Below are 12,502 nucleotides of genomic sequence, written 5' to 3'. Positions count from 1 at the left end.
CCGAAAAGGAGCAAAAAACCGCCGTTTGCCGAAAAACGCACCAGGGTGCAACTAATTCTCACGAAACTGGTTGCACCTTATTTGCTTTGTTGAATAGCATTCACGCCCAAGGTGCAACCAACCCTAGGGTTCGGTTCATCGGCTGATGGCTTTCCTGGGGAAACGTCAGTCATAAATGCGCGGCACGCAGCTTCGTCTACACACTACTCGGTTGTAGATGGCCTGACAGACCGCCGCTACATAAAAACAAAGCCAGGGCGTAACTCAATGAGCGTAAGTAATCCAACCTTGATCACATTTGTGATCTACATCGCGGCAATGGTGCTGATCGGTCTCATGGCCTATCGCTCCACCAATAACCTTTCCGATTACATCCTCGGTGGTCGCAGCCTCGGCAGCGTCGTCACCGCACTCTCGGCTGGCGCTTCGGATATGAGCGGCTGGTTGTTGATGGGCCTGCCAGGTGCCATCTACATGTCGGGCCTGTCGGAAAGCTGGATCGCCATCGGCCTGATCGTCGGTGCTTACCTGAACTGGCTGTTTGTGGCAGGTCGCCTGCGCGTGCAGACCGAACACAACGGCGACGCCTTGACCCTGCCGGACTACTTCTCCAGCCGTTTTGAAGACAAGAGCGGCCTGCTGCGGATTATCTCGGCGGTAGTGATCCTGGTGTTCTTCACCATCTACTGCGCTTCCGGCATCGTGGCCGGTGCCCGTCTGTTCGAAAGCACCTTCGGCATGTCCTACGAGACGGCGCTGTGGGCCGGTGCTGCGGCGACGATTGCCTACACCTTTATCGGTGGTTTCCTGGCAGTAAGCTGGACAGATACCGTACAAGCCACCCTGATGATCTTCGCGTTGATCCTGACGCCCATCATCGTGCTGCTGGCCACCGGCGGTGTCGATACCACCTTCCTGGCTATTGAAGCGAAGGATCCAACCAGCTTCGACATGCTGAAAAACACCACCTTCATCGGCATCATCTCGCTGATGGGCTGGGGCCTGGGCTACTTCGGCCAGCCGCACATCCTCGCGCGTTTCATGGCGGCGGATTCGGTCAAGTCGATTGCCAATGCACGTCGTATCTCCATGACCTGGATGATCCTGTGCCTGGCCGGCACCGTGGCCGTAGGCTTCTTCGGTATTGCCTACTTCTCGGCGCACCCGGAAGTCGCTGGTCCCGTGACCGAAAACCCAGAGCGTGTGTTCATCGAACTGGCCAAGCTGCTGTTCAACCCTTGGGTTGCTGGCGTGCTGCTGTCGGCCATCCTGGCTGCCGTGATGAGCACCCTGAGCTGCCAGTTGCTGGTGTGCTCCAGCGCCCTGACCGAAGACTTCTACAAGGCGTTCCTGCGCAAGGGCGCGTCCCAGCTTGAGCTGGTATGGGTCGGCCGGATCATGGTGCTGGTGGTTGCGTTGATCGCCATTGCGATGGCTGCCAACCCGGAAAACCGTGTACTGGGCCTGGTGAGCTACGCCTGGGCCGGCTTCGGCGCCGCGTTCGGTCCTGTGGTCCTGATCTCGGTCCTGTGGAAAGGCATGACCCGCAACGGCGCACTGGCCGGTATCCTGGTCGGCGCGATCACCGTGATCGTGTGGAAACACTTCGAGCTGCTGGGTCTGTACGAAATCATCCCAGGCTTCCTGTTCGCCAGCCTGGCGATCTACTTCGTGAGCAAGATGGGCGCCCCGACTGCCGGTATGGTTGAGCGCTTCACCGCTGCCGAGAAAGACTACAACCTCAACAAGTGAGGCGTTCATGCAGGCCTTGATGGCCTGCTGAACTGAAAGCGGCCCGCATCCCTGGATGTCGGGCCGTTTTTTTTGGGTGCGACGATGGAGCCTGCGTTGTAGGGATTAACTGAATTGCCTGCAGCGTACGCAGCTCGGCAAATGGCTGGTGCAGAATCCCAGGCCCTCCACTTGCAGAGAAACACCGAATGTTCGCTCCTGCCAATCAAAGTGCGTTTAGCCTGACCGTCGATGGCCAGCCCAGCGATCTCAAGGTCCTGGCGTTCAGGGGCGAGGAGGCTATCAGCCAGCCCTATCGTTTCGATCTTGAATTGGTCAGCGAACAGCCGGACCTGGATCTGGAAAACCTCCTGCACCGCCAGGCCTTTCTCGCCTTTGATGCCCAGGGCCATGGCATCCATGGGCAAATCCAGCGGGTCGCGCAAGGTGACTCGGGCCGGCGCCTGACCCATTATCAATTGAGCCTGGTGCCGCAGTTGGCCTATCTGCAACACAGTGCCCGGCAACGCATTTTCCAGCACAAGACGGTGCCGCAGATTGTCAGCCTGGTGCTGGAGGGGCAGGGCATCCAGCGCGATGCCTTTGAGTGGCGACTGGGCGCGACCTATCCCGAGCGCGAGTACTGCGTGCAGTTCGATGAAACCGACCTGGCATTTATCCAGCGGCTATGCGCCGAACTGGGGATTCACTATCACTTTCAGCACCGGCCGGACGGGCATCTGCTGGTGTTCGGCGATGATCAGACGGTATTTACCCAGGCAGCCCAGCCGACGGGCTATGCGCCAGGTTCGGGCATGGTGGCGGCGGCGCCAGTGATCAAGCGTTTCACGGTGCGCCTGGAGGCGCGGACTACCGGGGTCAACCTGCGCGACTATGATTTTCGCAAGCCGCGTCTGGTGCTGGAAAGCGCCACCCTCGGTGAGCAGCTACCCCCGCTGGAGGCCCAGGGCTACCCTGGGCACTTCACCGACCGTACCCACGGCAAGCACCTGGCGCAGCGGGCGCTGGAGCGTCATCGCAGCGACCAGCGGCAAGCCCACGGCGAGGGCGACCAGACGGCGCTGGTCAGCGGACAGTTCCTCACACTGGCCGACCATCCGCGCCAGGCATGGAATGGCCTGTGGCTGGTGACGCGGGTGATCCACCAGGGCCGGCAACCGCAAGTGCTGGAGGAGTCCGTCGGCGCGATGGATGAGCAGGGGTACCGCAACGAGTTCTTCGCCACGCCCTGGGACGTGCCGTTTCGCCCGCCGCTGCCTGCGGCGAGGGCGCCGGTTGCAGGCTTTCAGAACGCCGTGGTCACCGGGCCGGTCGACAGCGAAATCCATTGCGATGAGTTTGGCCGGGTCAAGGTGCAACTGGCCTGGGATCGCCACGGCCAATACAGCGAACACTCCAGCTGCTGGCTGCGGGTTGCCAGCGCCTGGGCCCACGAGCACTACGGCAGCGTGGTGATCCCGCGGGTGGGCATGGAAGTGCTGGTGGGGTTCGTCAACGGCGATGTCGATATGCCGCTGGTGGTCGGCTGCCTGGCCAATGGCGCGACGCCAGTGCCCCTCGACCTGCCGGCGGACAAGACTCGCAGCGTCTTCCGCAGCCAGAGCAGCCCTGGGGGTGGTGGCTATAACGAGCTGCGCATCGAAGACCGCAAGGGCGCCGAGCAGATCTACCTGCGTGCCCAGCGCGACTGGACCCAGCACGTGCTCCACGATCTGCGCCTGCAGGTGGATCACCAGCGGCATGTGCAGGTAAGCGGCGAGTCGCACCACGAGTTGCACGGCGAAGAGCAGCGGATTACCCACGGCAACCGGCTGACGGAACTCAAGCAGGACGATCACCTGGTGATCGCGGGGCAGCAGCAGGTGCAAGTGGCGCGCTATTCGTTGCAGGCGGGCGAGCAGATCAGCCTCGGCGCAGGCCAGCAAATGGTGGTCGATGGCGGCGCCAGCCTGACGCTGCAGGCCGGTGGGCAATGGATCACATTGTCGGCCGGGGGGATTTTCAGCAGCACACCGATCCAGTTGGGCGGTGCGCCGTCGGCTGCCACGGCGCCATCACCCCTGCGTCCGGGGGGACAGGAAACCCTGCTGGCGGCGTTGGCCGCACCGTTGAGTGCCGCACAGGTGTTCAGCTTCAAGCGCAGTGCGCCGTTCTGTGAGGAGTGTGAGCGCTGCAAAAATGGCGTCTGCGACACTCCGCAGCATCGAGTGGGGGGCTTGCGCTGATGACCCCCCGTGAGTGGCTGGCCCAGGAGCCGCTGCAGGATGGCGAGCAGCTGTTTGTCATCCTGGCCAGTACCAGTGAGTGTCAGCCGGTGGCGGCCTGGCGCCAGGCAGATGGCGGGCCGTTGAGCCCGGTGTGGGCCGGCAGCGAGTACGCCGCCTGGGCTGAGGTGATGCCCTATGTGGCATTGGTCAGCGAGAGCAGTGGGTTTCTCGACTGGGTGGCCGAATGCGCGGCTACCGATTGGGGTTGGTTGGCCGTTTCCTCCAGCCCGCTGCCCACGGTGGTCGAACATCTCGCCAGCCTGACCAAGGTGCGCTTGCCCGAGGGGCAGGAAGTGTTTTTCCGCTTCTGGGATGGTGGTTATCTGCTGCCGATCCTGCAAGGGCTGGGGCCTGGTGCGGGGGAGGTGCTTGCGGTATTTCGACGCTACTGGATCAACGGCCAGCTCCAGGAAGTGCCGGCCACGGTAGTGGGGGTGGCGAGGAAAAGTCCCTGGTGGGAGGTGCCCCCCACGTTACTCAAGCAGCTTGGCGAACAGTCCAGCGTGACCCTGGTGGATAACCTGTTGCAATGGCTGGCCCAGGAGCATCCCGACGTGCACGACGCCTTCGCGCCAGCGACCTTGCAGCACAAGGTCGCGTACTTTGTGCGCCCGCCCTACGCCGGGCAGCAGGCATTGATTGCCTATCTGGCCGGCGAGCGGGGTTGAGTCAGGCGTTCAGTGACTGCTGCAAGTCATCGAGCAGGTCCTCGATCGCTTCGATGCCCACCGACAGGCGGATCATCTCCGGACGTACGCCGGCCTTGGCCTGCTCCTGCTCGTTCATCTGCCGGTGGGTGGTGGACGCCGGGTGGCAGGCCAGGGACTTGGCGTCGCCGATATTCACCAGGCGCTTGAAGATCTGCAGCGCATCGTAGAAGCGCACCCCGGCGGCATAGCCGCCCTTCAGGCCGAAGGACAGGATCGCCGAGGGTTTGCCCTGCATGTACTTTTGCGCCAGGTGATGGTGCGGGTGATCCGGCAGGCCGGCGTAGCTGACCCATTCCACCTGCTCGTGGGCCTGCAGGAACTGTGCGACTTTCAATGCGTTCTCGGTGTGGCGCTCCATGCGCAAGGCCAGGGTTTCCAGGCCTTGCAGCAGGAGGAAGGCGTTCATCGGGGCCAGGGCGGCACCGGTGTTGCGCAGCGGCACGGTGCGGGCACGGGCAATAAAGGCTGCCGGGCCGAATTTCTCGCTGTACACCACGCCATGGTAGGCCGGCTCGGGTTGATTGAGGCCGGGGAATTTCTGCGGGTAGTCGGTCCAGGGGAAGGTGCCGCTGTCGACAATCACCCCGCCCAGGGAGTTACCGTGGCCGCCGACATACTTGGTCAGGGAATGCACGACGATATCCGCGCCAAACTGGATCGGCTTGCACAGGATCGGCGTGGCGACGGTGTTATCCACCATCAGCGGTACGCCGCGGGCATGGGCGACGTCGGCCAGGGCCTGCAGGTCGACGATATTGCCTGCCGGGTTGCCGATGCTCTCGCAGTACACCAGCTTGGTGTTGTCGTCGATCAGCTCGGCGATGGCCTCGGCCGAGTCATTGCGGGCGAAGCGCACATCAACGCCGAAGCTCGGCAGCAGGTGGGCGAACAGGGTGTAGGTGCCGCCGTACAGCTGTGGGGTGGAGACGATATTGTCGCCGGCACGGGTCAGGGCCTGGATGGCATAGTGAATGGCCGCGCTGCCCGCCGACACGGCCAGGGCCGCGATCCCGCCTTCCAGCGCGGCCATGCGCTGTTCCAGCACGTCGTTGGTGGGGTTCATGATCCGCGTGTAGATATTGCCGGGTACGTCGAGGTTGAACAGATCGGCGCCATGCTGGGCGTTATCGAACTCGAAGGCGACGTTCTGGTAGATCGGCACGGCGACCGCCTTGGTGGTCGGGTCCGATTTGAAGCCGTGGTGCAATGCGGTTGTGGCGTCTTTCATGGTGGATACTGACCTCCCTGGATTGCATGGGGCAGCCCCGGATAAGGTAGGAGCTGGCTTGCCTGCGATGGCATCAGCGCAGAGTACGGGTAATACCGCGTCGCCTGCATCGCGGGCAAGCCCGCTCGCACATAACTCGCTAGAACGTTTTCGCTGCTGTTCCTACATTTGCGACATAAGCACCGCCCGGCATGCAGCCCTGCACCTTTGCCCGCGTAAAAGGTAAACTTCGCCCCCTGCGCAGGAGCAACCATGAATTATCGTCACGCCTTTCACGCCGGCAACCACGCCGATGTCTTCAAACACCTGACCTTGACCCGCCTCATCGCCCTGATGTCGCGCAAGGAGCAGCCGTTTGCCTATCTCGACACCCACGCCGGGATTGGTCTGTACGACCTGCAAGGCGACCAGGCCAACCGCACCGGTGAATACCTGGAAGGCATTGCCCGCCTGTGGGGCGAGGCGGACCTGCCGGCGCTGACCGCTGACTACATGCGGGTGCTGCACGAGATGAACCCGGATGGCCAATTGCGCTATTACCCCGGTTCGCCAGAGCTGGCGCGGCGCCTGAGCCGCCCCCAGGACCGCGTGCTGCTCAACGAAAAACACCCTGAAGACGGCGTGTTGCTCAAGGACAACATGAAGGGCGACCGCCGCGTGAAGGTCCATCTGGGCGAAGGCTGGCACGTGCCACGGGCCTTGCTGCCGGTGCCGGAAAAGCGCGCGCTGATGCTGATCGACCCGCCGTTCGAGAAGCTCGACGAGATGCAGCGTTGCGCCGCCTCCCTCAAGGAAGCCGTGGGCCGCATGCGCCAGACGGTCGCCGCGATCTGGTACCCGGTCAAGGACCAGCGCATGTTGCGCCGCTTCTACCAGGACCTGGCTGGCACCGGCGCGCCAAAGCTGCTGCGCGTGGAGTTGCTGGTGCATCCGCTGGATACCCCCAACACCCTGACCGGTTCGGGCCTGGCGATTGCCAACCCGCCGTGGGGACTGGAGGAGGAGTTGCGTGAGCTGCTGCCGTGGCTGTCGAAGAAACTGGGGCAGACTCAGGGTGGGTGGCAGATGGATTGGCTGATCGCCGAGTAACGGCATCACTCTTTAGAGTGCTATCGCGGGCAAGCCCGCTCCCACATGGTGATGTGATCCCATGTGGAAGCGGGCTTGCCCGCGATGCTTTTGACGTCAGATCGGGCAGGTCACGCCTGTACCGCCGATCCCGCAATAACCCTGGGGATTCTTCGCCAGGTACTGCTGGTGATAGGCCTCGGCGAAGTACACCGTGGGCGCCTCGTCGATTTCCGTGGTGATCTCGCCCAGGCCGGCCTTGGTCAGTTCTTCCTGATAGGCCTTTGCACTGGCCTTCGCAGCCTCCAGTTGCTCAGGCGTGGTCGCGTAGATCACCGAGCGATACTGGCTGCCAATGTCATTGCCCTGGCGCATGCCCTGGGTTGGGTTGTGCAGTTCCCAGAACATCTTCAGCAGGTCTTCGTACTTGAGTTTGGCCTGGTCATACACCACCAGCACCACTTCGCTATGGCCGGTCAGGCCCGAGCAGACTTCTTCGTAGGTCGGGTTTGGTGTGAAGCCGCCGGCGTAGCCGACCACGGTGCTGACCACGCCGTCGCGCTGCCAGAATTTGCGTTCTGCGCCCCAGAAACAGCCGAGGCCAAAAATCGCAAACCCCACATCGTCCATAAACGGGCCCAGCAGCGGGTTGCCGTTGACGAAGTGCGTCTCGGGCAGATTCATCGGGGTTTCACGACCAGGCAAGGCTTGTTCGGCAGTAGGCAGCACGTTTTTATTCACCAGGATTTCCGAGCGCAAGACCATGATCAGTCCTCTCGTCAGGTTGAGTTAACAGTTCAGACCACCAGTGTGCCCGAGTGTTACAGCGCTGTCAGGCGATTGGCCCGCGCGGATAGCGTTTGAGCCTGTCCAGCAGCTCGGAGCCGGGGATTGGCCGGTCGAACAGGTAGCCCTGGCCGACGTCGCAGCGATGGCGGCGCAGGAACGCCAACTGCTCGGCAGTCTCGATGCCTTCGGCGACCACCTTGAGCTTGAGGTTGTGCGCCATGGCGATCACCGCCGAGGTGATTTCCATGTCGTCCTGATTATCCGGGATTTCATGGATAAAGCTGCGGTCGATCTTGATGATATCGATGGGGAATTTCTTCAGGTAACTCAGGGACGAGTAGCCGGTGCCGAAATCATCCATGGCCAGGGTCAGGCCGAAACTCTTCAACTGATCCAGTTGCAGGCGCGTGTCCTCGGTGGCTTCCAGCAGCAGGCCCTCGGTCAGTTCCAGCTCCAGCAGGTTGGCCGGTAGCTGTTCTTCCTTGAGGATGCTGGCGATGGAGGCCACCAGGTCCGGGTCGGAAAACTGCTTGGGCGACAGGTTGATCGCCACCTGCAAGTTGCCCATACCCGCGGCACTCAACTGCTTGCTCATGCGGCAGGCCTGGCGCGCGATCCATTTGCCGATGGGGATGATCAGGCCGGTCTCTTCGGCGACGCTGATGAACTGGTCCGGACGGATCATGCCCTTTTCCGGGTGGTTCCAGCGCAACAGCGCCTCCATGCCGAGCAGGCGCCCGCTGCGCAGGCACAGCTTGGGCTGGTAGAACACGTCCAGCTCGTTCTGGGTCAGGGCGCGGCGCAGATTGTTTTCCACGAACAGTTTGTAACTGGCCTCGGCATTCAGGGTTTCGGTAAACACCTGCACCTGGTGCTTGCCGTTGGCCTTGGCCTTGTGCAGCGCCAGGCCGGCGTTGCGCATCAGGGTCTGGGGGTCGCGGCCATGCAGCGGGGCGCAGGCCAGGCCCACGGAGCCGGTGACGCTGATCAACTGGTTGTCGACGAACATCGGTTTGTCGAGGGTCATCAACAACTGGCAGGCCATTTGCTGGCCGACTTCAAGGTCGGCGTTGTCGAGCAGCACCGCAAATTCGTTACTGGCAAAACGCGCCAGGCTGCCGCCGGCATTGAGGCTGTTGCGCAGGCGCCGGGCCAGGCTGATCAGCAACTTGTCGCCGGTCTGATGGCCGAGGCTGTCGTTGATCCGCTTGAAGTTGTCGATATCCACCAGTAACAGGCTGATGGGCGCGTCGCTGTCGCGGGCGAAGCGTTCGTCGAGGTTGCGGATAAACGCCGGGCGGTTGCCCAGGTTGGTCAGGTTATCGGTGTAGGCCAGGCGCTCGATACGCTGCTGGGCAAGCTTGGCCTGGGTGATGTCTTCGTAGATGCCGATGTAGTGGGTCAGTTCGCGGTTGTCGCCATACACTTTGGAAATCGACAACTGGCCCCAGTACGGTTCGAGGTTTTTGCGCCGGCTCTTGAACTCGCCCTGCCAGCTGTTGCTTTGGGCCAGGCTGGAGGGCGCGTCGAACAGCAGTTCGCTGAGGTTCTCCAGGGCCGGCAACTGGGCCAGGCGATGGCCGTGGACTTCTTCGGTGCTGTACTGGGTGATTGCGGTAAAGCTGGGGTTGACGTATTCCACTACGCCGTCGCAATTGACCAACAGGAAGGCGTTGGCACTTTGCTCCACGGCGCGCTGGAACAGATGCAGGGCGCTGGTGGCGGTACGACGGTTGTGGTTGTTGATGACCTGGGCGAACTGGTCGGCCAATTCACCGGCAAAGGCAATTTCATCGGACAGCCAATCCCGGGTGCAAGTGCTTTGTTCCAGGCACAGCACGCCCACCACCTGGCCATCCACGCGGATACTGGCGTCGAGCATGGCGTGGACTTCCAGGGGGCGCAGGCTTTCGGCCATGTCCCGGGTGCGCGGATCGCGCAGGGCATTGCCGGCGTCGATGGCGCGGCTGCTGTGCAGGGCTTCCAAGTAGTCCGGGAAGCCGCTGGCATCAATCGGCAAGGGCAGATGGTGCTGTTGGTCGGCGCGGAGAAAAGCGGAAATCGGCACCAGTTGCTGGCCTTCGAGGTTCCAGATACTGGCGCAGTCGATCTGGTAGATATCGCAGGCACTGCGGGTGATCAGTTCGGCGGCTTCTTGCAGGGAATTGTTGGTGCTGTAGCGCTGGCGGGCCAGCAGCAGGATCAGCTCCTGCTGGGCGCGCACCCGCTCCAGGTGCTGCAACTGTTCCTGTTGTGCACGCTGGTTGAGCTCCAGGGCGATCTGCAGGCGGCTGTTCTGGTCCTCCAGGTCGGCGGTGGGCATCGGCGCCAGGTTGCTGAACAAGCCGTCTACCACCATCAGGTAGCCGCGTAGCAGGTGGCGATTGTGTTGCTTGTAGGCCTCGCCGACCTCCAGCAGGCTCAACTGGCCGTCGTTGGTGTGCAAGGTGTAGCGCACCAGGTAGTGGGGGCTGGCGGTCAGTTGCTGCTGGATCGCGTCATGCAACTGGTAGCGTGCCTGGGGCTCCATCAGGCTGGCGTAGGGCGAGCCGATCAGCGAGCACAGCTCTACGGCGGGCAAGCCGAATTGGCGTTCACAATTGGGGTCAAGGTACAGCAGCGCCCAGCTGGCCTCATTCAGCCGCTCGAAACGCAGCATACCGAGGCGCGAAGGCACCGGTAATTGCGTCACGACCTCGGCCGCCGTTCGGGCGACATCGGGTTGGCTTTTCATGGGGGAGCTCGCTTGGAAAAATGCGCATCGCGCCGGGCTATCGCCCTCTTTGTTGCTGTCTGCGGCAAGGTTGCATCATGCAGCACGGACTGACAAGAGAGGATGAAGGCTAAGTGCTATAAGTGGGTTATCGGCCGTGCAGCGGATTTCTACAGTCGCAATGATGGACGGTTATCCTGCGTGGCCTTTGTAGGCGCTTGGGCAGTTGAGGCGGGCAAAAAAAGCCCCGCCAAATTGGCGGGGTTGAGGTACGAGCGTGGCGCTCGGAAATCGTTGCAGCCAGGCCTCCCCGGTGAAGGGGAGGCCGCTGCCGTTTACAGCAGGATGGTGCGGATGTCGTTCAGCAACTGGCTCAGGCGCTGGGTGAAGCGTGCAGCGGCCGCGCCATTGATCACGCGGTGATCGTAGGACAGCGACAGTGGCAGCATCAGCTTCGGCTGGAAGGCCTTGCCGTCCCATACAGGCTGGATAGTGGCCTTGGAAACACCGAGGATCGCCACTTCCGGCGCGTTGACGATTGGCGTGAAGCCAGTGCCGCCAATGTGCCCGAGGCTGGAGATGGTGAAGCAGGCACCTTGCATGTCGTCCGGAGTCAGCTTCTTGTCGCGGGCCTTGGCAGCCAGTGCAGCCGCTTCGGCAGCCAGTTGCAGCAGGCTCTTCTGGTCGACGTTCTTGATGACCGGTACCAGCAGGCCATCCGGGGTGTCGACGGCGAAGCCGATGTGCACGTATTTCTTGCGAATGATCGCCTTGCCGCTTGGTGCCAGCGAACTGTTGAAGTCCGGCAGCTCCTTGAGCAGGTGCGCGCAGGCCTTGAGCAGCAGTGGCAGCACGGTCAGCTTGACGCCAGCCTTCTCGGCCACGGCTTTCTGCGCAACGCGGAAAGCTTCCAGGTCGGTGATGTCGGCCTGGTCGAACTGAGTCACGTGCGGAATGTTCAGCCAGCTGGCGTGCAGACCGGCTGCGCCGATTTGCATCAGGCGCGTCATCGGCACTTCTTCGATTTCGCCGAAGCGGCTGAAGTCTACGGTGCGGATCGGCGGAATGCCCGAGCCACCGGTAGCAGTGCCGGCAGCCGGAGCTTCCTTGGCTTTTTGCATCATGGACTTGACGTAGACCTGCACGTCTTCCTTGAGCACGCGACCATGTGGGCCGGTAGGGCTGACAGCGCTCAGCTCGACGCCGAACTCACGGGCCAGTTGACGCACGGCAGGGCCGGCGTGAGCCTTGGCACCACTTGGCGCAGGGGCAGCCGCCGGGGCCGGTGCGGCCTCGGCTTTTGCCGCAGGAGCCGGGGCGGCAGCAGCCGGTGCAGCTTCAGCTTTGGCGGCCGGAGCAGCAGCGGCAGGCGCCGGAGCAGCAGCAGGCGCAGCGCCTTGTACTTTCAGCTTGAGGATGAAGTCACCAGTGCCGACTTCGTCTTCGAGCTTGACCGCGATGCTTTCCACTACGCCGGCAGCCGGCGATGGGATTTCCATGGAGGCCTTGTCGGACTCCAGGGTGATCAGCGACTGGTCGGCTTCGACGGTGTCGCCGACTTTGACCAGCAGCTCGATGATCTTGGCCTTGCCCGACGAGCCGATGTCCGGGACGTGAATGTCCTGGACAGTGGCTGCGGCCGGAGCAGCAGGCGCCTCGGCAGCAGCAGGTTTCTCGGCGGCTGGTGCCGGTGCAGCAGCGGCAGCAGGCGCCGCCGCCGGGGCCGCATCAGCGGCACCTTCGATTTCCAGCTCCAGCAGTTCGTCGCCTTCTTTCAGGCGGTCGCCCAGCTTCACTTTCAGGCTCTTGACCACGCCGGCCTTGGGAGCAGGGATTTCCATGCTCGCCTTGTCCGATTCCAGGGTCAGGATGCTCTGGTCGGCTTCGACGGTGTCGCCGACCTTTACAAACAGCTCGATTACTTCACCTTCACCGCTGCCGATGTCAGGTACGCGAATGAGTTCGCTCACAAAAA

General features: G+C 62.5%; 8 protein-coding genes. 4 read left to right on the top strand and 4 right to left on the bottom strand.

Annotated features, from left to right (window positions below; all coding sequences use genetic code 11):
- Window positions 1-267: 267 nt before the first annotated feature.
- From putP to HBO24_RS06030, 3 genes are all read left to right on the top strand, one after another.
- Window positions 268-1,752, top strand: coding sequence for a sodium/proline symporter PutP (gene putP / locus HBO24_RS06040; RefSeq protein ID WP_115127223.1), 1,485 nt, complete (start codon window positions 268-270; stop codon window positions 1,750-1,752).
- A 188-nt stretch (window positions 1,753-1,940) separates the two neighbouring features.
- Window positions 1,941-3,977, top strand: a complete 2,037-nt coding sequence (locus HBO24_RS06035; protein ID WP_170059420.1) for a type VI secretion system tip protein VgrG — start codon at window positions 1,941-1,943, stop codon at window positions 3,975-3,977.
- The gene (locus HBO24_RS06030; protein WP_120731354.1) at window positions 3,977-4,687 is read left to right on the top strand and encodes a DUF4123 domain-containing protein; all 711 of its coding nucleotides are present in this window, start codon (window positions 3,977-3,979) and stop codon (window positions 4,685-4,687) included. Before HBO24_RS06035 ends, HBO24_RS06030 begins: the two co-directional genes overlap by 1 nt.
- 1 nt (window position 4,688) lies before the next feature.
- Here the strand turns inward: HBO24_RS06030 and HBO24_RS06025 are convergent, their stop codons facing one another.
- Window positions 4,689-5,957 (bottom strand): aminotransferase class V-fold PLP-dependent enzyme, encoded by a 1,269-nt coding sequence (locus HBO24_RS06025; RefSeq protein ID WP_170059419.1) that lies wholly within the window; start codon window positions 5,955-5,957, stop codon window positions 4,689-4,691.
- A 252-nt stretch (window positions 5,958-6,209) separates the two neighbouring features.
- Between HBO24_RS06025 and rlmJ the strand changes: the two genes are divergently transcribed.
- Window positions 6,210-7,046 (top strand): 23S rRNA (adenine(2030)-N(6))-methyltransferase RlmJ, encoded by an 837-nt coding sequence (rlmJ, locus tag HBO24_RS06020; RefSeq protein ID WP_170059418.1) that lies wholly within the window; start codon window positions 6,210-6,212, stop codon window positions 7,044-7,046.
- A gap of 96 nt (window positions 7,047-7,142) precedes the next feature.
- On the opposite strand, the gene msrA is transcribed toward rlmJ, so the two are convergent.
- From msrA to aceF, 3 genes are all read right to left on the bottom strand, one after another.
- On the bottom strand, window positions 7,143-7,790 hold the full coding sequence (gene msrA / locus HBO24_RS06015) for a peptide-methionine (S)-S-oxide reductase MsrA (RefSeq protein ID WP_170059417.1): 648 nt from the start codon (window positions 7,788-7,790) through the stop codon (window positions 7,143-7,145).
- A gap of 67 nt (window positions 7,791-7,857) precedes the next feature.
- Window positions 7,858-10,548, bottom strand: coding sequence for a GGDEF and EAL domain-containing protein (locus tag HBO24_RS06010; RefSeq protein WP_115127226.1), 2,691 nt, complete (start codon window positions 10,546-10,548; stop codon window positions 7,858-7,860).
- Between the two features lie 314 nt (window positions 10,549-10,862).
- On the bottom strand, window positions 10,863-12,497 hold the full coding sequence (aceF, locus tag HBO24_RS06005) for a dihydrolipoyllysine-residue acetyltransferase (protein WP_170059416.1): 1,635 nt from the start codon (window positions 12,495-12,497) through the stop codon (window positions 10,863-10,865).
- Between the last annotated feature and the right edge of the window lie 5 nt (window positions 12,498-12,502).

The sequence above is a fragment of the Pseudomonas sp. WS 5410 genome, from assembly GCF_012985645.1.
Classification (GTDB): Bacteria; Pseudomonadota; Gammaproteobacteria; order Pseudomonadales; family Pseudomonadaceae; genus Aquipseudomonas; species Aquipseudomonas shahriarae.
Note: the sequence above shows the minus strand (reverse complement) of the source record. Positions and strands in the feature narration are given on the sequence as shown.

Bases quoted from the DNA above. Each gene is read 5' to 3' on its own strand.
- putP (WP_115127223.1), top strand. From the start codon at position 268: ATGAGCGTAAGTAATCCAACCTTGATCACATTTGTGATCTACATCGCG.
- HBO24_RS06035 (WP_170059420.1), top strand. From the start codon at position 1,941: ATGTTCGCTCCTGCCAATCAAAGTGCGTTTAGCCTGACCGTCGATGGC.
- HBO24_RS06030 (WP_120731354.1), top strand. From the start codon at position 3,977: ATGACCCCCCGTGAGTGGCTGGCCCAGGAGCCGCTGCAGGATGGCGAG.
- HBO24_RS06025 (WP_170059419.1), bottom strand. From the start codon at position 5,957: ATGAAAGACGCCACAACCGCATTGCACCACGGCTTCAAATCGGACCCG.
- rlmJ (WP_170059418.1), top strand. From the start codon at position 6,210: ATGAATTATCGTCACGCCTTTCACGCCGGCAACCACGCCGATGTCTTC.
- msrA (WP_170059417.1), bottom strand. From the start codon at position 7,790: ATGGTCTTGCGCTCGGAAATCCTGGTGAATAAAAACGTGCTGCCTACT.
- HBO24_RS06010 (WP_115127226.1), bottom strand. From the start codon at position 10,548: ATGAAAAGCCAACCCGATGTCGCCCGAACGGCGGCCGAGGTCGTGACG.